Raw genomic sequence first — 18,290 nt, 5'->3', positions numbered from 1 at the left:
CATCACGCCCCCTCGCGCAGCCAGACGACTTGCGGCAGGACCTGCTTGTCATCGTGGATCAGCGCCTGCATCAGCAGCGTGTGTCTCGGCGTACGCAAGGCGCCCGAGTACCGGTACCAGCGGCTGGTCACGCCGACCCGCACCTGCGCCGAGCTGACCATGTCCCGCATCTGCAGACGGTTGATGAAGTCGCCGCGATGCAGGAACCACTGCCCGCTGTCGCGGGCCTGCAGCAAGGCGCGGGCGCGATCCAGCGACAGGCCGGGTATGGTCGCGGCCAGCACTTCGGGCCTCGTCGTGTTCGCGTTCAAGCGCGTCCGGTGGGGCAGGATGGTGACGTAGGGGCGCAGACCTTCGACGGTGCCCCGCTCGATGCCCGGCACGGCCACGAGGTCGTCCAGCGTGCGCAACCGCGGCGCCTGCTCGCGGGTGGGCAAGGTGGCAATGCCCAGTTGCTCCGCTGCCGCCTGAGCGCGTTTCTCTTCTTCGATCTGAGCCGGCGTCCGTGGGGCCACCTGGCCGTCAGTACGCGATGCTTCCACCAGGCTGAGCACGACACGCCGAGCCACACGCATGGCCTGGTCCTGCGGCAGCCCAATCAATGCGCACAGCCGCAGAAACGATTCCGCTTCATCCGCATCGACCTGGCCGCCGCTGACGAGATTGCGCAGGTTGAACTTGGACTGCTCGTCGGTGATTTCAGAGTACACCTGCGCCACCCCGCCATCGAACTGGCCCACGACGCGTCCGACGACCGGCCGGTTCCATAAACCGTCCAGGCGAGTGGAGGGGGTTTGCCGCATTTCCTGGTACAGGGCCGCCTGCGCCCGCGCGACCTCGCCGCGCAACAGCCATCGGGCCTGTGCCCGGGACTGCTCCGACTGCGCCGTGTGGATGGCAGTCGCCTGCGTGGCCATCAACCCGGCAGCCAATATGGCGATGATGGCCACGATCAGCAGCACACTGACCACCGCCATGCCGCGCTGCGGCCTGGCCGGCACGCCGGAACAAGACCGGGTCAGGCCAGCGACGCGCTCGTCCGCCGGTTCGCGCATGGCCGCTTCCTACAGCTGCCACGAGCCGATGTCGGCATTCACGCCTTCGCCATTGGGTTCGCCATCGGCCCCAAGGCTGAAAACGTCGATTTCGCCGTTGGTGCCGGGATTCAGATAATGGTAAGGCGAGCCCCAAGGATCGTCGGGCAAGCGTTCAAGATACGTGCGCCAATTGGGCAGCGCGCGACCCGTGGTGGGTTTTTCGACCAGCGCGCGCAAGCCTTGCGCGGACGATGGATATTGGCCATTGTCCAGCCGATAAAGTTTCAGCGCCTGCATGATGGCGCCTACGTCCTGGCGCGCCGCCGTGGCCCGCGCCTGGTCGGGCCGATCCATGAGATTGGGCACGATCAGGGCGGCTAGCACGCCCATGATCACCACCACGATCATTATCTCGATCAGGGAAAAGCCCGCTTGTGCTCGCGGCGACCGAGGCGCGCCGGACATTTGGATGGCCATCGACATCTCCAGGCAGTCTGCTTTTACAGCTGGAAAATGCTAACAAGGCCAAGTTTCAATGGAGTGGAAGATGTTCGGGGATATATGGGTATATCGGCGGCGGTTTTGGGCAGTATTGCGGGTTATTTATGGTTATCTTGGGCAAGACTGGTAAATGACTGGCAATCTACTTGCCACGTTGGAGTCGAATTAAGGAAAGCGGCAGCAGAGCGTCTAGGCTGGCGCTCCGTCACCGCCCCTATTATTCAAACAGCCGTGTAAGCAAGCCTGCCAATCAAACCAGCAGACTACGCGCTCACCTGGATATTCCCCGCCTTCACCACCTTCGTCCACCGCTCCACTTCCGAGGCGACGAAATCCCTGTACTGGCCGGGCGATAGCGTACCGTCCGGCGTGATGCCCTGGTCCAGCATCCACGTCTTCGTCTCCTGCTTCGCCACATACTTCCCGATGGCGGCATTGAGGCGATCGACGATGTCCGTCGGAATGCCCGGGCTGCCGCAGAAGCCGAACCAGGAACTGGCAACGAGATTGGGCCAGCCTTGCTCCACGAACGTCGGCGTATTGGGAAGAATGGCAAGCCGCTCGGGGGAGAAGACCGAAATAACCCTCAGCGCGCCGCTGCGGATCTGCGCCATGTGCGGCAGCAGCGTGTCGCAAATGAGGGGAATATTGCCGGCAAGCAGATCCACCTGGGCCGGCGCCGATCCGCGATACGCCACGTGATCCATGTCCAGGCCCAAGGTCTGCTCGGCCATGGCCGCTGCCAGATGACCCAATGAGCCGACGCCGCCCGTCGCATAGAACAGGGGCTTCGAAGACGCTTTGACGGCCTTGGCCAGGTCCGCGGCCGACTGCCAGGGCGAATCGCTTTTCACGATGAAGCCGACCACGCCTTGTCCGATCAAGGCGATCTGGCTGAAGCTCTTCACCGCGTCGTAGCCGAGTTCTTTTTCGGGGAACAGCGCCGGCGCGCTGGCGGATGCGGCGGAACTCGTTGCGAGCAGCGTGTAGCCGTCTCCGGTGGCCTGCGACACCTGCCGCGTGCCGATCCGTCCACCGCCGCCCGCGACGTTTTCCACGACGAACTGCATCTTGAACTGGGCTTCGAGATCTGCCGCCACGCGGCGCGCCAAAATGTCGACCGGACCGCCTGGAGCGAACGCCACGACGATTCGTACGGGCCTGTTCGGCCAATTATTCGGCTGCGCCAAAACGACTCGTGGAAGAAGCGCCGGGACGAGCGCGGAGAGCGACGCGGCCAGCGCTTGCCGGCGGGTGAGTTTTACGGTCATGGTGGATGAACGATAGGTGGCAGGAATGCAAAAGCTATCGCTCACGCCCGGCACCGGAAAGAAGCCTTTCCTGATGCATGCCGACGGATTCGCCTATTCGCTCGAGTGGGGCATTGTCCGCACCAGGCCAAGGCATGACGGCACTGCGCTGGTGCTGCATCGAAATTTCCTATTCACGGCATCCGAAAACACTTCTTTCGACAACCGGAGGCCCGTATTTCAATGGCTCTCGTTGTCACGATCATGGGGTGCCGAGGTCGGCGGATCGACCCGGCTCCTTCTTCTTCCGCTACGGCGCGATGATCATCGGCGTGCAAGTCATCACGGCGCTGGACGTCATGCCCCCAACTCTTCAGGCACGAAATGAACAGTACGGAACTTCAGCCCTCACACCTCGCGCCCATCGAGGGGCCATACGCGTGGACTGGCAGCAGACTGCTTGCCGATCCGACGTGGCGTTGGGCGCTGTCCGACGCTGAGATCCAGACACTGCGCCGCGCGGCCGCGCACGTCGCCGAGAACGGCGGCCCCGTGGCGGGCTTCCCGGCTGAAGATTTCCCGGCGCAGGGCATGGAAGCCATGCTGAGCTGGCTTAGCTCGACGCTCGAAGGAGGGCATGGGATCGCGCGGATCTCCGGCTTGCCGATGCAGGACATGACGCCCGACGAAGCCCAGCGCATCTTCTGGGGCATCTCCGTTCACCTGGGCACGCCGGTCTACCAGACCTGGCAAGGCGAGATCGTGCGCCGCGTCGAGGACCTGACCGGCGGACAGAAGTTCGAATACCAGAAACCGGGCGAAGGAGGCGCCACGCCGATGCGTTCCGCGCGAACCATCTCGGCCTCGTCGACCGCGCTGCGCTTCCACACCGACAAGACGGACCTGCTCGCGCTCATGTGCGTGACGAACGGCATCGCGGGCGGCGAATCGAAAGTCGTATCCAGCGTCGCGGTGCACAACGAGATCGGACGCCGTCGCCCCGATCTGCTGGCCGTGCTGCACGAACCGTACTGGCGTATGCGCCCTTTGGACGAGGAAGGCGAGCGCGCGGACAAGGTGTTCCCGCTGCCGGTCTTTTCGATCGGGCCCAAGGGTGACTTCACCTCGCAATACTCGCGCACCTACGTCAATCAAGCCCAGGAAGTCGAGGGCGTGCCGAAGATGACGGATATCCAGAACGAGGCGCTGGACCTGCTGCACGAGGTAGCCGAGGAAATCTGCATCCAGATGCCGTTCGCCGTGGGCGAGATGCAGTTCATCAACCAGCATGTCACCTATCACGGCCGCACGTCGTTCTCGGACGAGCCCGGCACGTCCAACAAGCGCCTGCTGTTCCGCATCTGGCTGACGACGCCGCAAAGCCGAGAGCTGCCGCCGGGCCACGCCGTGCAATGGGGATCCGCGCAATCGGGCGCGCTGCGCGGCGGCGCCTTGCCGGGCCGATCGCCGTTGATCAATCCCATCTGACCTGATGCCGGCCGCGCGGGTGACGAATCGCCATGTCATCCGCGCCGCGGACTACCCATACCACGCCCTGCCGAAACGCCAGCCTGTTGCGACCGGCCTTTCGGGAATCAACACGCACACATGACTTCAACCATCTCCGAGCACGAAAGGTCCCTGCGGGTCGACCTTGCCGCCGCCTTTCGCCTGTTTGCCAAGCTGGGCATGCACGAGGCGGTGGCCAATCACTTCAGCGCGGCGGTCAGCGCCGACGGGAAGCAGTTCCTGCTGAATCCGAAGTGGAAGCACTTCTCGACGATCAAGGCCAGCGACCTGATCCTGCTCGACGCCGATTCGTCGAAAGACGATATCGCCACACACCAGGTCGACGTGACGGCGTGGGCAATACACGGCCAGCTGCACAAGCAGCTGCCCCACGTCAAGGTGGCGATGCATCTGCACCCCGTGTACACCACGGCCATCTCCACGCTTGCCGACCCGCGCATTCTTCCGATCGATCAGAACACGGCTCGCTACTTCAACCGCATGGCGATCGATCTGGCGTACAGCGGCATGGCGGACGACGCCAGCGAAGGCGAGCGCCTGGTCGGGCTGCTCGCCGACAAATCGCGCCTGTTGATGGGCAATCACGGTGTGCTGATCACGGCCGACACCATCGGAGAAGCCTTCGATGACATGTACACGCTGGAGCGGGCCTGCCAGGTGCTTGCCACCGCCTACGCCACCGGACAGCCGCTACGCTGCCTGCCCGATGCCGTCGCGGAACGCACCGCGCAGGACTGGGAAAAGATCAAGGACTTCTCGGTAGCGCACTTCGAAGAGATGAAGCGATTGCTGGACAAGGAAGATCCGTCATACGCAGATTGACGCGACAGACATCTACAGGAATCGCAAAATGTCAGTGGAAAGAATCAACACCGTCGTGGTCGGCGCGGGACAGTCCGGCATCGGGATGAGCGAGCATCTTACGCTCATGGGCGTGGAACACGTCGTGCTCGAGCGGCATCGCATCGCGGAACGCTGGCGATCGGAGCGATGGGACTCGCTGGTAGCCAACGGGCCGGCGTGGCACGACCGTTTCCCGTCGATGAAGTTCGACGACATCGCCCCCGGCAGTTTTCCCAGCAAGGAACGCATGGCGCGGTACTTCCAGGACTACGCCGAGATGATCTCGGCGCCTGTCCGCACGGGGGTCGAGGTTACGCAGGTCGAGCGTCACGCGGGGCGGCCCGGCTTCAAGGTGACGACGTCGCAAGGCGTGATCGATGCCGTCAACGTCGTCGTCGCGACCGGCCCGTTCCAGTTGCCGTCCTATCCGAACTTCGTTCCCGAAGATGCGGGCGTACACCAACTGCATTCCTCGGCCTACAAGAACCCGCGGCAGCTGGCCGATGGAGCCGTGCTGGTGGTGGGTGCCGGCGCATCCGGCTCGCAGATCGCCGAAGAGCTGCGCCAGGCGGGCCGAACCGTCTATCTGTCGGTGGGCGAGCATTACCGCCCGCCCCGCTCCTATCGCGGCCGCGACTATTGCTGGTGGCTCGGCGCCCTGGGCCTGTGGGATGAAGTCAGGATCAAGCCCAAGAAGGCGCACGTCGCCTTCGCGGTCAGCGGCTACGAGGGAGGAAGGACGGTGGACTTCCGCCGCCTGGCCCACAGCGGCATCACGCTGGTGGGCCTTACCGCGTCGTACCGCGATGGCGTCATCGAGTTCGCGGAAGGCCTGGCCCGCAATGTGGCGGAGGGCGACCGTGCCTATTTCGACGTGCTGCGCGATGCCGACGCCTACATCGAAGAGAACGGGCTGCCCTTCCCGCCCGAGCCGGCCGCCTGGGAATTGCTTCCGGACCCGGAGTGCCTGACGAATCCCGTCATGAGCCTCGACCTGAAGCAAGCAGGGATCACGACGATTCTGTGGGCCACGGGCTTCAAGTTCGACTACGGCTGGCTGAAGGTGAACGCCTTCGACGAGAACGGCCTGCCCTTCCACAAGCGCGGCATCTCCGCCGAAAGCGGCATCTATTTCCTGGGGCTGCCCAACCTGGTGAATCGGGCGTCGTCCTTCATCTACGGCACCTGGCACGACGCCAAGTACATCGCCGACCACATCGCGATGCAGGAAGGGTACCGGACTTTCGAAGAGGCGCCAGCGCGGGCATGAAGCACATCGCCTGCATAGAAGACCTGCGGGCGCTCGCGCGCAGGCGCGTGCCGCGCATGTTCTACGACTACGTGGATACGGGCTCGTGGACCGGGTACACCTATCGCAGCAACGAGGCGGATTTCCAGCGTATCGAGTTTCGCCAACGCGTGGCGCTGGACATTGCGGTGCGCAGCACCGCCACCACCATGGTGGGCCAGCCCGTCGCCATGCCGGTGGCCATCGCGCCCACGGGCATGACCGGTATGCAGCATGCCGACGGCGAGATCCTGGCCGCGCGCGCGGCACGGGATGCCGGCATTCCGTTCACGCTGTCGACCATGAGCATCTGCCCCATCGAAGCCGTGGCGGAGGCGACCGGCCGCCACCCGTTCTGGTTCCAGCTCTACGTGCTGCGGGACAGGGGCTTCGTCGAGAGCCTCATCGATCGGGCGCAGGCCGCCAACTGCTCGGCACTGGTGGTCACGATGGATCTGCAGGTGATGGGCTTGCGCCACAAGGACAAGAAGAACGGTCTGTCCGCCCCGCCTCGTCCCACGTTGCGCAATCTCGCGAACCTGGCCACCAAGCCGCGCTGGTGCTGGAACATGCTGGCCACGAAGCACCGCCAGTTCGGCAACATCGTCGGCCACGTGAAGGGCGTGGACGACATGCGTTCGCTGGCCGACTGGACCAGGGAACAGTTCGATCCGCATTTGTCCTGGCGGGACATCGAATGGATACGCGGCCGCTGGAACGGCAAGTTGATCGTCAAGGGCATCCAGCATCCGGATGACGCGAGGCTGGCGGTGAAGTCCGGCGCCGACGCCATCGTCGTCTCGAACCACGGCGGACGCCAGCTGGATGGCGCCTCGTCCTCGATATCCAGCCTGCCGGCGATCGTGGAAGCGGTGGGCCGCGACATTGAAGTGCACATGGACGGCGGCATCCGTTCCGGGCAGGATGTGCTGAAGGCGGTCGCGCTCGGCGCGCGCGGCACGTACATCGGCCGGGCCATGATGTATGGGCTGGGCGCCATGGGACAGCGGGGTGTCGCGGCCGCGCTGGACATCATCCGCACGGAACTCGACCTGTCGATGGCGTTCTGCGGGAAGACCGACATACGGTCGGTGGGGCGGGAAATCCTGCACATGAAGTAGCCATGGCGCCCCGGCCTTCGTCAGTCTTCGAAGACGCATGATTTCCAAGGCTTGAAAGCAGGACCGCGCGCGGCATGCCTCGTGCCCCGCCCGCCACGGGGGATGCACTCACCCTGGCACGCGCTTTGCTGACCTTCTCTGCCTGCGCGACGCAGGACATATCTCTATCCCGTTTCGGCGAGCGTGATGGACGAAGAGCAGCAACTGCGCGACAACATGGTGCGACTGCAATTGGAGGCGCGCGGAATACATGACAAACGCGTGCTGGAGGCCATGCGCCGCGTGCCGCGGTCGATGTTCGTGCCGGACGATGCACGCGCCCTGGCCTACGAGGACAGGCCCTTGCCCATCGGGTGCGGGCAGACCATTTCACAACCGTACATCGTGGCGCTGATGGTGCAGGCGCTGCAATTGCAGCCGGACGATGCGGTGCTGGACATCGGCACCGGCTCGGGCTACGCGGCCGCGGTGATGGGGTGCATCGCCGGGCGCGTGGACACGATCGAGCGGCATGGGCCGCTGGCGCTGCAGGCGGGCGAACGACTGCGGGCACTGGCGTACAACAATGTAAAAGTTCATCTAGGCGACGGCACGGAGGGACTGCCGTCGCGCGCGCCATTTCACGCCATCGTGGCCGCTGCCAGCGGTCCTATCGTGCCGCCGGCATGGCGCGAGCAGTTGACCATAGGAGGCCGCCTTGTCATGCCCATAGGCGGCACTGGCGGATGGCAACACCTCGTCAGGGTGACCAGGCACGGGCAGGCCGACTATGCGCAGGAGCGCCTGGGCGAGGTGAGGTTCGTTCCGCTGGTCGGCAGGCATGGCTGGCGGCCCGACTCGGAGACCGACGATGGGGAATGACCGGGATGACGATGAGCTGGCGGTGCGGGTAGGCAAGGCGGCGCTGCCGTGGACGGATGCGGATGGCCCCGCTTTCGCACGGCTGTTCGACAGGTACGCGGACCGCCGGGTCGTCCTTCTGGGCGAAGCCAGCCATGGCACGTCGGACTTCTATCGTGCTCGCGCGGCGGCCACACGCCGCCTGATCGAGCACCACGGCTGCACCATCGTGGCCTTGGAGGCCGACTGGCCCGACGCCGCCCTTCTGGACCGGCAGGCGCGCGGTCGCGGCGGCGCGGCGGACGATGATCCCGCGGCCTTCGGACGCTTCCCCACATGGATGTGGCGCAATACCGACTTCGCGGCGTTCGCGGCATGGCTGCGCGACCACAATGCGAACGTGCCGGCGGAACGGCAAGTACGCATCTACGGCCTGGACATGTACAGCCTGGGGCAATCGATGGCCGCCGTGCTGGCCTATCTGGACAAGGTCGATCCCACCGCGGGACGCATCGCCCGCCAACGCTACGGTTGCCTGGCGCCGTGGCGCAAAGATCCTGCCGCGTACGGGCATGCCGCACTGACGAGCCGGCATGCGGAATGCGAGCAGGCCGTGCTGGCGCAGTTGCGCGACCTGCTCGAGCGACGCCTGGAATATGCAGGCCAGGACGGCGATGATTTCTTCGACGCCGCGCAGAATGCGCGGCTGGTGGCCGCCGCGGAGCGTTACTACCGCGCCATGTACCTAGGCTCGGCGCAAAGCTGGAACCTGCGCGACACCCACATGTTCGAAACGCTCGAACACGTCCTGCGCGCCCACGGCGAGGGCGCGAACGCCGTGGTGTGGGCGCACAATTCGCACATCGGCGACGCGGCCGCCACGGAAATGGGCAGCGTACGAGACGAGATCAACATCGGACAGCTCTGCCGCGAGCGCTACGGCCGCGCAGCCGCGCTGATCGGCTTCGGCACGCACACCGGCACGGTGGCGGCCGCGGGCCAATGGGAAGGACCCATGGAAGTAATGGCAGTCAGGCCGGCGCTGGCGGAGAGCTACGAGTGCCTCATGCATCGCACGGACATCCCGAGGTTCATGCTGGACATGGACGGCCTGGACGATGGGTTGCGCGAAAACCTGGCCCGGCAGCGCCTGGAACGATTCATAGGCGTGATCTATCGTCCGGAAACGGAGCGGTACAGCCACTACGTTCGGGCCTCCCTGACTCGGCAGTTCGACGCCTATGTGTGGATGGACCGGACCAGCGCCGTAACGCCCCTGCCCACGGCACGGCGCGAAGGCTTGCCAGACACTTGGCCGTTCGGGCTGTAGCGCGGGGACGCGCCTGTTCTGCGGGCTGCACATATCGGGTTGGCAAGGCAGTGCCGCGAAGCGCGATGGCACGCCGGCGTAGCCTGAGCGTCATCCTTCGTTAAAGAAAAGCGAGTACTGCCGTAATAAGAATGAGCGTAAACGGCAAACTCAACGTCTGACGGAGACCCGCAATGGCCAATAAAACGACGAGCGTTGCACGCAATACAGGCCTTTCGGGCCGGCACGCCGGACATATATTCCAGGCGCAGGACGCCGTACTGGGCGATATCGCCGGGCGTAGGGGTCGCGGGGCGAAGGGCAAGGACGCGACTGCCTGCCACCACCGCTCCGTACTCTCGGCAGCCCTTGTCACGCTCTTCTGTACATTCGACGGCTTCGGGATTGCCAGCGCGCAATCGGTGACGGGTCTCGGCCAGGTAGGCCCGGGTACCGTCCAGTCACCCGAGTGGATTGTCGGAGACGACCTTGTCGTCGGCGACACGGCCGACGGCACTTTGACCATCACCGCCGGCGGCACGGTAAGCAATTTGTCGGCCTATATTGGCAACTATGCCGGCAGCAACGGAACGGTCGTCGTCTCTGGCGCCGACGGCAGCGGAGCTGCCTCGCGATGGACCAGTTCCGGTCAGGTCAATATCGGCGTCGAAGTGGGCGGCAACGGTACGGTCCGGATCCTCGATGGCGGGGTGGCGGACAGTAGCCAGTCGGTTCTTCTCGGTCTCGACAGCACGAGCGTCGGAAACATTACGGTTTCGGGCAGTGCCTCGACGTGGACGATATCGCGGACGGCCTCGCTCTACATCGGCGACCTCGGTACTGGCACGGTCCAGATCGACGATGGCGGCGCAGTGCGCAGTGGACAGGGGCTGATCGGCGTCTCCGGTGGCGGGAACGGCCGCGTCACCGTCTCGGGGCCCGCATCGATCTGGGACACGGTCGCGAACATCTATGCCGGCTTCGAGGGGACAGGCGAACTCGAAGTCCTGGACGGCGCAACCGTAAGCACCGTAGGATCAGCCGGGCCGACTTCGGCAGCATCCGTCTATATCGGCTACGGTACCGGCGGCTCCGGCACGGTGACGGTATCGAGCAGCACCGGCGATATCTCGACCCTGACCGCGACCGATCGCGTTGAAGTCGGCCGGAATGGAGCCGGCACGCTGACCATCGAAAGGGGCGGCCTCGTGCGGGCCGAGAGCAACACCCATATCGCCATCTTCAGCGGTTCCACCGGCACCCTCGATCTCAATGGCGACGCCAGCGGCCGCGGCGTGCTCGAGACGGGCTCGGTCGTCCATGGAGAGGGCACTGCGGCCCTCAACATCGACGGCGGCATTCTGCGCGCGCTCCGCAATCAATCCGATTATCTCAACGGCTTCGCCACGCAGGCAGTGGGCGCCGAAGGCGCCTGGTTCGATACCGACTCCTACGACGTCGTCATCAATACCGGGTTTTCCGGCACGTCCAGCTTCAACAAGCTGGGCGGCGGCATACTGACGCTGACCGGCGATAGCTCCGCGTTCACCGGCAACACGGAAATCCAGGCGGGAACGCTGCAGGTGGATGGCATAGTGGGCGGCCCGACGACCGTGTGGGCGGGCGCGCGGCTGACCGGCACGGGCCAGGTCGGCCCGACCGTCAACCGTGGCACGATCGCGCCCGGCCCCCGCAGCGGCTTCGGCACGCTGACCATCGCCGGCGACTATGCCGCTTCGGGCGGCAACCTCGCGATCAGGACCCGGTTGGGCGATGACAGTTCGCCGACCGATCGGCTGGTGATCACGGGAGCCACATCCGGCGTCACCCCGGTCACCGTGACGAACGTCGGAGGCGAGGGCGCGCCCACGCAGCATGGCATCCAGATCGTGCAGGTGAACGGCGCCTCGGATGGCCGGTTCGACCTGGCCAACGGCGATTACGTCATCGGTGGCCAGCCTGCATTGGTCGCGGGCGCCTACGGTTATGTGCTGGAGAAGGACGCGGCCGATGGCGACTGGTACCTGCGCTCTTCGTTGACGAACCCGGGCTCGCCGGATCCGGACGGAGCCACACCGCCAGGAGGCGTCACCCCGCCGGATGGCGGAAGCGCCGCGCCCGGCGGCAGCAGCGCCCCCCCGCTCTACCAGCCCGGCGTGCCGGTCTACGAGGCCTACGCCAACACGCTCATGTCCTTGAGCCAGCTGCCCACCCTGCGACAGCGGGTCGGCAATCGCCTCTACGACCCGCGGGGCGCCGGCCGAAACGGCGTCTGGGCCCGCGTGGAAGGCACGACCGCCCGCCTGGAACCCTCGGTCTCCACGACCGGATCGCGCCAGGACATCGACAGTTGGAAGGCGCAGTTCGGCGTCGATCGCATCCTGTCCGGCGAGCAAGGCGGATCGCGCCTGGTCGGCGGGTTCACCGTGCATTACGGCACGGCCGATACGCATGTGTCTTCGGGCCATGGCAACGGCCGGGTCGACACCACGGCCTATGGCCTGGGCCCGACGTTGACCTGGTATGGCAAGGACGGCGCCTACGTGGACGCGCAAGCCCAGGCGACCTGGTTCGACAGCGACCTGAGTTCGGGGCTTGCCGGCCGGCTGGCCAATGGCAAGAGCGCGCACAGCTACGGCCTGAGCCTAGAAGCAGGCAAGGCCTACGCGGTGAAGGAAGGATTCTCCCTTATTCCGCAGGCCCAGCTGAGCTACGTGTCGACCCGGTTCAACCGCTTCGACGACAGGTTCGGCGCCCAGGTCGAGAGCGACAAGGGCGATAGCCTGCAAGGCCGGCTCGGCGTGGCGCTGGACTACACGCGCAGTTGGGATGACGGCGGGGGCAAGACGCGCGAAGCCAGCATCTACGGCGTGGTCAACGTCAAGCACGAGTTCCTGGACGGGGCGCGGGTACAGGTGGCGGGCGTGCCGGTGGAAAGCCGTATGGGACGCACCTGGGGCGGCGTGGGCGTAGGCGGAAACTACAGCTGGGGCGAGCGTTATGCGCTGTATGGAGAAGTCGGAACGGACGCGGACTTTTCAGGCAGCTACGCGGTGACAGCCACGGCGGGCTTCAGGATGATGTTCTAGATGTGGATGCTGTGGCGCGCCCGACAGGAATCGAACCTGTATCAAGAGCTTCGGAAACTCTCATTCTATCCATTGAACTACGGGCACGGCGCGACCGCTATTGTACCGGACTTTCGGGCCGGCACGCCCGTGCCTGGCCACGCGTGCCTTACCACCCCACCCTGGCGATATATAATCAGCGGCTTACGGAGGAAGTGGAGGGGAGGCCACTGCTGTTGGGGTGTTCGCCTGCCCGAAGTAAAAAGTAAGAATGTTGCCGCCGACAGGCGCCCTGGTACCCGACTTGCAGGAACATAGGTTATGAGCAACGAGCAGGCACACGAACAACATGGATCGCTGATCAAAACGCCCAGGCAGTTGGCAGTCGTAGTCATCCTGGCCTTCATCTTACCCGTCGTCGTCATTCTGCTGCTCGTCAGCTACGTCACCTCCGGAGACAAGGTAGGGGCGGGGTCCGACTCCATGACCGAGCAATCGGTCGAAAAACGCATCATGCCCGTCGCGGGCTTCGAACTGGTCGACGCCAACGCGCCCAAGGTCTTCAAGACCGGCGAACAGGTCTATCAGTCCACCTGTACCGCCTGCCACGGCGCCGGCGTCGCGGGCGCGCCCAAGGTCGGCGACAAGGCCGCCTGGGAACCCTTCATCAAGACTGGCTTCGACTCGATGCTGCAGGTGGCGATCAAAGGCAAGGGCGCCATGCCGCCCAAGGGCGGCAATCCCGCGCTTGACGATTTCGAGATCGCCCGCGCCGTGACCTACATGGCGAACCAGTCCGGCGGCAACTTCCCGGAACCCAAGGAACCTGAGGGCGGCGCCCAAAAGACGGCGGCAGCCCCCGCGGCGCCGGCCGCCGCTGCCCAGCCGGCCCAGCCCGCGCCGCAGCAGCAGGCGCAAGCCCCCGCGGCGCAAGCTCAACCGCAGCAACCGCAACAGCAGCAGCAACCCCAGCAACAGCCAGCCGCTGGCGGGCAACAGCAGGCCGCGGTCAATCCGGCCGGCGAGAAACTCTACAAGACCACCTGTTTCGCCTGTCATGGCACCGGCGTGGCCAACGCGCCCAAGGTGGGTGACAAGGCCGCCTGGGCGCCCTACATCGCCACCGGCATGGACACCATGCTGAAGGTCGCCATCCAGGGCAAGGGCGCCATGCCGCCCAAGGGCGGCGCCATGTCCGCATCGGATGACGACATCCGCGCGGCCATCGAATACATGGTGAACGCGTCGAAGTAAACGTCGCAACTCCAACGCAAACGCGGCGCCGAGGCGCCGCGTTTTCTTTTCCCGCTCCGCACGAGCATCGCGAACAGGCTAGGCAAAGTAAGCACGGGCGGCCCCGCAACGGAGCCCGCCTGCCTCGTTGCTACGCCTTGGCCTCGTCCAGCAGGGACATGCCCAGTTGCACGCGACGCTGCAGCCACAGGCTGGGGCGATAGCGCGGATCGCCCGTGACGCGCTGCATGTTGCGCAGGATCTCGAGGATGCGGGCGCTGCCCAGCGCATCGCCCATGGCCAGCGGCCCCGCCGGATAGCCCAGGCCCAGCGTGACGGCGCGATCGATGTCCTGCGGCGTGGCAATGCGCTGCTGCGCGATGTCGCACGCGACGTTGACGATGGCGGCGACGATGCGTTGCGCGACGAAGCCCGCCGAGTCCTGCACCACCGATACCGGCGCACCGTCGGCCGCGCACAGCGCGTGAGCCGCGTCGCGCCATTCGGGCAGCGTGGCCGGCGACACCATCAGCGTGCGGCGCCGCTTGGCGTCGAAGCCATGCAGCGTATCCAGGGCCACGGTGCGCGCGCCGTCCAGGCCCTGCTCTTGCACGCAGGTGGAGACGTCATCGCCATAAGGCGTGACCAGGATCAAGGCATCGGCGGGCGGCTTGGCCGCGGCGACGAGTTCCGCGCCCAGCTGGCGCAGCAGTTCGGCCGCACGCGCGTGGCCATCGGCATGTTTGGGGCTGATCCATACCTTCAGTCCGGCCTTGGCGGCCGGCACGGGCGGTTCGGCGGGCGTCTGCTTCTGGCCGTCCTGATAGACGTAGAAGCCCTCGCCCACCTTGCGGCCCAGCAGGCCGCCGGCATGGCGCACGGTGGTGATGGGCGAAGGCCGGAAGCGCGGCTCGTCGAAGAACTGGCGGTAGATGGACTCCATCACCGGATGCGAGACGTCCAGCGCGGTCAGGTCCAGCAGTTCGAACGGCCCCATGCGGAAACCGCCCTGCTCGCGCATGATGGTGTCGATCTGGCTGAAGCTGGCCACGCCTTCCTGCGCGGTGCGCAGGCCTTCGATGTTCAGGCCGCGTCCGGCATGGTTGACGATGAAGCCCGGCATGTCCTTGGCGCGCACGGGCGTGTGGCCCATGCGGCGCGCCAGCGCGGTCAACGCGTCGCCTGCCGCGGGATCGCTGCGCAGGCCGTCGATCACCTCGACCACCTTCATCAGCGGCACGGGGTTGAAGAAGTGATAGCCCGCCACGCGCTGCGGCCGCTTGCAGGCGGCGGCGATGGCGGTGATGGACAGTGACGAGGTGTTCGACGCGAGAATGCAGTCGGGGCCGACGATGTCTTCGAGCCGGGCGAAGAGCTCGCGCTTCACGTCGAGCCGTTCGACGATGGCTTCGATCACCAGCTCGCAGTCGGCCAGGTCTTCCAGCGCGCCCGCGGCCTGCACGCGGGCCAGCGCCGCGTCGGCCTGCGCGGCATCCAGCTTGCCCTTCTGCGCCAGCTTGTCCCAGGTCTGGCGCAGCGACTCGCGCGCGGCCGACACGGCGTCCGCGCTGGTGTCGTACAGCCGCACCGTCAGGCCCGCCTGCGCCGCAATCTGCGCAATGCCGCGCCCCATGGCGCCGGCGCCCACGACGCCGATCGTCTGCATGTCCTTCATCGTCTGGCTCCTCGTTATCGATATGGATGAATGATGAAACGGAACGGCGCGGGTCCGGCGGCCGTCAGCCGCCTTGCGCCAGCGCCCGGATGTCGTCCTCGGACAGGCCCAGCCGCTCTTGCAGCACCTGTCGGGTATGTTGTCCCAGCAGCGGCGGCGCGTGGCGATACTGCACCGGACTGCCGGAGAACTTCAGCGGGCTGCCGGCCATCGGCACCTTGCCCGCGGTGGGATGCGGCAGGTCGAGGCGCATATTGCGGGCCAGCACCTGAGGGTCTTGATACACCTGGTCCACCGTGTTGATGGGACCGGCCGGCACGCCCGCCGCCTCGAGCTCGGCCAGCCACACGTCGCGTTCGCCCGTGGCCATGCGCTCGGCCAGCAGCGGGACCAGCACGTCGCGGTTCTGCACGCGCTGCGGGTTGGTGGCAAAGCGCGCATCGGCCGACAGCTCGGGCAGGCCGATCACGCGGCAGTAGTTGCGGAATTGACTGTCGTTGCCCACGGCCACGATCAGGTGGCCGTCTCGCGCGGCGAACACCTGATACGGCACCAGGTTCTGGTGCGCATTGCCCGCGCGCCGCGGCGCCTTGCCCGAGGTCATGAAGTTGAGATTCTGGTTGGCCAGCATGGCCACCTGGCAATCGAGCAGCGCCATGTCCAGGTGCTGGCCCAGGCCGCTGCGCGAACGCTCGTGCAGCGCGGCCAGGATGCCCACGGTGGAATACATGCCGGTCATCAGGTCGGCCACGGCCACGCCCGCCTTCTGCGGGCCGCCACCAGGAAGGTCGTCGCGCTCGCCGGTGATGCTCATCAGGCCGCCCATGCCCTGGATCATGAAGTCGTAGCCGGGGCGGCTGGCATACGGACCGGTCTGGCCGAAGCCCGTGATGGAGCAGTAGATGAGGCGCGGATTGACCTTGCTGAGGCTTTCGTAATCGAGGCCGTACTTGCGCAGGCCTCCCACCTTGAAGTTCTCGACCAGCACGTCGCTCTGCTCGGCCAGCTGGCGGACCAGTTCGGCGCCTCGCGGCGTGGCGATGTCCAGCGCGACAGACAGCTTGTTGCGGTTGGCCGAGAGGTAGTACGCGGCCTCGGTGGTGTCGTTGCCGGCCTCGTCCTTCAGGTACGGAGGGCCCCATTCGCGCGTGTCGTCGCCCGTGCCGGGGCGCTCGATCTTCGTGACCTCGGCCCCCAGGTCGGCCAGGTTCTGGGTGCACCAGGGGCCCGCGAGCACGCGGGTGAGATCCAGCACGCGTATGCCGGTCAGGGGGGCGGGACGTTGCGACATGAGCTCAGGCACGTAAGAGTAAGACGGGGAATCCGGCATATTAGCCCCGCGGGCGGCGCGGCATGTTCCGTTTTGCGCACGTTATTGTGCGGGGCAGGCACAAGGACGCGCCGCGCCGCGGATGCGTTCAGCGGTAGGCTTTCAGCGTCTCGCGCGCGATGACCAGCTGCTGGATCTGCGACGTGCCCTCGTAGATGCGGAACAGCCTCACGTCGCGATAGAAGCGCTCGACGGCGTATTCCGACATGTAGCCCGCGCCGCCATGGATCTGCACGGCCCGGTCGGCCACGCGGCCGACCATCTCGCTCGCGTACAGCTTGCAGCAGGCCGCTTCCAGCGTGGTGTTCTCGCCGCGGTCGCGCTTGCGCGCGGCGTCCAGCACCATGCAGCGCGCGGCATACAGCTCGGCCTGGCTGTCGGCCAGCATGGCCTGCACCAGCTGAAACTCGGCGATGGGCTGGCCGAACTGCTTGCGGTCCAGCGCATAGCGAGCCGCGTCGCGCACCAGGCGCTCGGCGATGCCCACGCACAGGGCCGAGATGTGCAGCCGGCCCTTGTCCAGCACGCGCATCGCGGTGCGGAATCCATTGCCCTCCTGGCCGCCCAACAGGCTGCTGGCAGGCACACGGCAGTCGGTGAAGACCACGTCGGAGGTCTGCGCGCCGACCTGCCCCATCTTCTTGTCGGGCTTGCCCAGCGACAGGCCCGGCGTGCCGGCCTCGACCAGGAAGCACGAGATGGCGTCGGCGCCGCGCTCGGAAGACGTGCGGGCCATCACCGAGAACAGCCCCGCGATGGGCGCATTGGTGATGAAGCGCTTGGTGCCGTTCAGCACGTAGTCGTCGCCATCGCGCACGGCGGTGGTGCGCAGCGACATCGCGTCCGAACCGGCCTCGGGCTCGGTCAGCGCGAACGAGCCGATCAGTTCGCCGCTGGCCAGGCGCGGCAGATAGTGGTTGCGCTGTTCGTCGGTGCCGCTCAGGACGATGGACTGCGAGCCGATGCCGATGTTGGTGCCGGCCAGCGAGCGGAACGCGGGCGAGGTCTGGCCCAGCTCGAACACCACTCGCACTTCTTCTTCCATGGTCAGGCCCAGGCCGCCATACTCGGGCGCGATCGACAGGCCGAACAGCCCCAGCGCGCGCATCTCTTCGATGATGCCTTCGGGCATGCGGCCGGTCTCGGCCAGTTCGTCTTCGGCGGGCACGAGCCGTTCATCGACGAAGCGACGCACGGCGTCCAGCAGCAGAGTCAGGGTTTCGTTATCGAGAGCCATTGCGGTTCCTGCAATTCATCACAAAGAA

At 66.0% G+C, this 18,290-nt stretch carries 14 protein-coding genes and 1 tRNA gene; 8 read left to right on the top strand and 7 right to left on the bottom strand.

Annotated features, from left to right (window positions below; all coding sequences use genetic code 11):
- Positions 1–2: 2 nt before the first annotated feature.
- The 3 genes from gspK to CAL15_RS02100 all read right to left on the bottom strand — a co-directional run bounded on the left by gspK (position 3) and on the right by CAL15_RS02100 (position 2,854).
- The gene (gspK, locus tag CAL15_RS02110) at positions 3–1,055 is read right to left on the bottom strand and encodes a type II secretion system minor pseudopilin GspK (protein ID WP_086077122.1); all 1,053 of its coding nucleotides are present in this window, start codon (positions 1,053–1,055) and stop codon (positions 3–5) included.
- 9 nt (positions 1,056–1,064) lie between these two features.
- A complete protein-coding gene (gene gspG, locus CAL15_RS02105) occupies positions 1,065–1,502 on the bottom strand; it encodes a type II secretion system major pseudopilin GspG (RefSeq protein WP_198299215.1) in 438 nt (145 codons plus the stop codon).
- 299 nt (positions 1,503–1,801) lie between these two features.
- Complete coding sequence (locus tag CAL15_RS02100) at positions 1,802–2,854, bottom strand: Bug family tripartite tricarboxylate transporter substrate binding protein (protein ID WP_157666573.1); 1,053 nt, start codon at positions 2,852–2,854, stop codon at positions 1,802–1,804.
- A 318-nt stretch (positions 2,855–3,172) separates the two neighbouring features.
- Here CAL15_RS02100 and CAL15_RS02095 point away from each other — a divergent pair, with 318 nt between their 5' ends.
- The 7 genes from CAL15_RS02095 (at position 3,173) to CAL15_RS02065 (ending at position 12,808) form a co-directional block, all read left to right on the top strand.
- Positions 3,173–4,276 carry a TauD/TfdA family dioxygenase gene (locus CAL15_RS02095; RefSeq protein WP_086077119.1) on the top strand — a complete coding sequence of 368 codons (1,104 nt, stop codon included), beginning with the start codon at positions 3,173–3,175 and terminating at the stop codon, positions 4,274–4,276.
- A gap of 120 nt (positions 4,277–4,396) precedes the next feature.
- Positions 4,397–5,140 carry a class II aldolase and adducin N-terminal domain-containing protein gene (locus CAL15_RS02090; RefSeq protein WP_086077118.1) on the top strand — a complete coding sequence of 248 codons (744 nt, stop codon included), beginning with the start codon at positions 4,397–4,399 and terminating at the stop codon, positions 5,138–5,140.
- A 28-nt stretch (positions 5,141–5,168) separates the two neighbouring features.
- Positions 5,169–6,431: a flavin-containing monooxygenase gene (locus tag CAL15_RS02085; protein WP_086077117.1), complete on the top strand. Its 1,263-nt coding sequence runs from the start codon at positions 5,169–5,171 to the stop codon at positions 6,429–6,431.
- On the top strand, positions 6,428–7,570 hold the full coding sequence (locus CAL15_RS02080) for an alpha-hydroxy acid oxidase (RefSeq protein ID WP_086077116.1): 1,143 nt from the start codon (positions 6,428–6,430) through the stop codon (positions 7,568–7,570). Before CAL15_RS02085 ends, CAL15_RS02080 begins: the two co-directional genes overlap by 4 nt.
- A 186-nt stretch (positions 7,571–7,756) precedes the next feature.
- Positions 7,757–8,431 carry a protein-L-isoaspartate(D-aspartate) O-methyltransferase gene (locus tag CAL15_RS24575; protein ID WP_086077115.1) on the top strand — a complete coding sequence of 225 codons (675 nt, stop codon included), beginning with the start codon at positions 7,757–7,759 and terminating at the stop codon, positions 8,429–8,431.
- Positions 8,421–9,740, top strand: coding sequence for an erythromycin esterase family protein (locus tag CAL15_RS02070; protein WP_157666572.1), 1,320 nt, complete (start codon positions 8,421–8,423; stop codon positions 9,738–9,740). Before CAL15_RS24575 ends, CAL15_RS02070 begins: the two co-directional genes overlap by 11 nt.
- A gap of 173 nt (positions 9,741–9,913) precedes the next feature.
- Positions 9,914–12,808 carry an autotransporter family protein gene (locus tag CAL15_RS02065; RefSeq protein WP_086077113.1) on the top strand — a complete coding sequence of 965 codons (2,895 nt, stop codon included), beginning with the start codon at positions 9,914–9,916 and terminating at the stop codon, positions 12,806–12,808.
- Positions 12,809–12,820: 12 nt separating this feature from the next.
- On the opposite strand, the gene CAL15_RS02060 is transcribed toward CAL15_RS02065, so the two are convergent.
- Positions 12,821–12,895, bottom strand: a tRNA-Arg gene (locus CAL15_RS02060).
- Positions 12,896–13,108: 213 nt separating this feature from the next.
- Between CAL15_RS02060 and CAL15_RS02055 the strand changes: the two genes are divergently transcribed.
- Complete coding sequence (locus CAL15_RS02055) at positions 13,109–14,041, top strand: c-type cytochrome (RefSeq protein ID WP_086077112.1); 933 nt, start codon at positions 13,109–13,111, stop codon at positions 14,039–14,041.
- Between the two features lie 130 nt (positions 14,042–14,171).
- Here CAL15_RS02055 and CAL15_RS02050 read toward each other — a convergent pair whose 3' ends face one another.
- The 3 genes from CAL15_RS02050 to CAL15_RS02040 form a co-directional block, all read right to left on the bottom strand.
- Positions 14,172–15,695, bottom strand: a complete 1,524-nt coding sequence (locus CAL15_RS02050; RefSeq protein WP_086077111.1) for a 3-hydroxyacyl-CoA dehydrogenase — start codon at positions 15,693–15,695, stop codon at positions 14,172–14,174.
- 64 nt (positions 15,696–15,759) lie between these two features.
- Positions 15,760–16,986 (bottom strand): CaiB/BaiF CoA transferase family protein, encoded by a 1,227-nt coding sequence (locus CAL15_RS02045; protein WP_086077110.1) that lies wholly within the window; start codon positions 16,984–16,986, stop codon positions 15,760–15,762.
- Between the two features lie 127 nt (positions 16,987–17,113).
- Positions 17,114–18,262 carry an acyl-CoA dehydrogenase family protein gene (locus CAL15_RS02040; RefSeq protein WP_086077109.1) on the bottom strand — a complete coding sequence of 383 codons (1,149 nt, stop codon included), beginning with the start codon at positions 18,260–18,262 and terminating at the stop codon, positions 17,114–17,116.
- Between the last annotated feature and the right edge of the window lie 28 nt (positions 18,263–18,290).

Source organism: Bordetella genomosp. 13, from assembly GCF_002119665.1.
Lineage (GTDB): Bacteria > Pseudomonadota > Gammaproteobacteria > Burkholderiales > Burkholderiaceae_B > Bordetella.
This window is presented reverse-complemented; position numbering and strand designations above follow the sequence as displayed.

Coding starts and splice junctions, on each gene's coding strand:
- gspK (WP_086077122.1), bottom strand. CDS start 1,055: ATGCGCGAACCGGCGGACGAGCGCGTCGCTGGCCTGACCCGGTCTTGT.
- gspG (WP_198299215.1), bottom strand. CDS start 1,502: ATGTCCGGCGCGCCTCGGTCGCCGCGAGCACAAGCGGGCTTTTCCCTG.
- CAL15_RS02095 (WP_086077119.1), top strand. CDS start 3,173: ATGAACAGTACGGAACTTCAGCCCTCACACCTCGCGCCCATCGAGGGG.
- CAL15_RS02090 (WP_086077118.1), top strand. CDS start 4,397: ATGACTTCAACCATCTCCGAGCACGAAAGGTCCCTGCGGGTCGACCTT.
- CAL15_RS02085 (WP_086077117.1), top strand. CDS start 5,169: ATGTCAGTGGAAAGAATCAACACCGTCGTGGTCGGCGCGGGACAGTCC.
- CAL15_RS02080 (WP_086077116.1), top strand. CDS start 6,428: ATGAAGCACATCGCCTGCATAGAAGACCTGCGGGCGCTCGCGCGCAGG.
- CAL15_RS24575 (WP_086077115.1), top strand. CDS start 7,757: ATGGACGAAGAGCAGCAACTGCGCGACAACATGGTGCGACTGCAATTG.
- CAL15_RS02070 (WP_157666572.1), top strand. CDS start 8,421: ATGGGGAATGACCGGGATGACGATGAGCTGGCGGTGCGGGTAGGCAAG.
- CAL15_RS02065 (WP_086077113.1), top strand. CDS start 9,914: ATGGCCAATAAAACGACGAGCGTTGCACGCAATACAGGCCTTTCGGGC.
- CAL15_RS02055 (WP_086077112.1), top strand. CDS start 13,109: ATGAGCAACGAGCAGGCACACGAACAACATGGATCGCTGATCAAAACG.
- CAL15_RS02050 (WP_086077111.1), bottom strand. CDS start 15,695: ATGAAGGACATGCAGACGATCGGCGTCGTGGGCGCCGGCGCCATGGGG.
- CAL15_RS02045 (WP_086077110.1), bottom strand. CDS start 16,986: ATGTCGCAACGTCCCGCCCCCCTGACCGGCATACGCGTGCTGGATCTC.
- CAL15_RS02040 (WP_086077109.1), bottom strand. CDS start 18,262: ATGGCTCTCGATAACGAAACCCTGACTCTGCTGCTGGACGCCGTGCGT.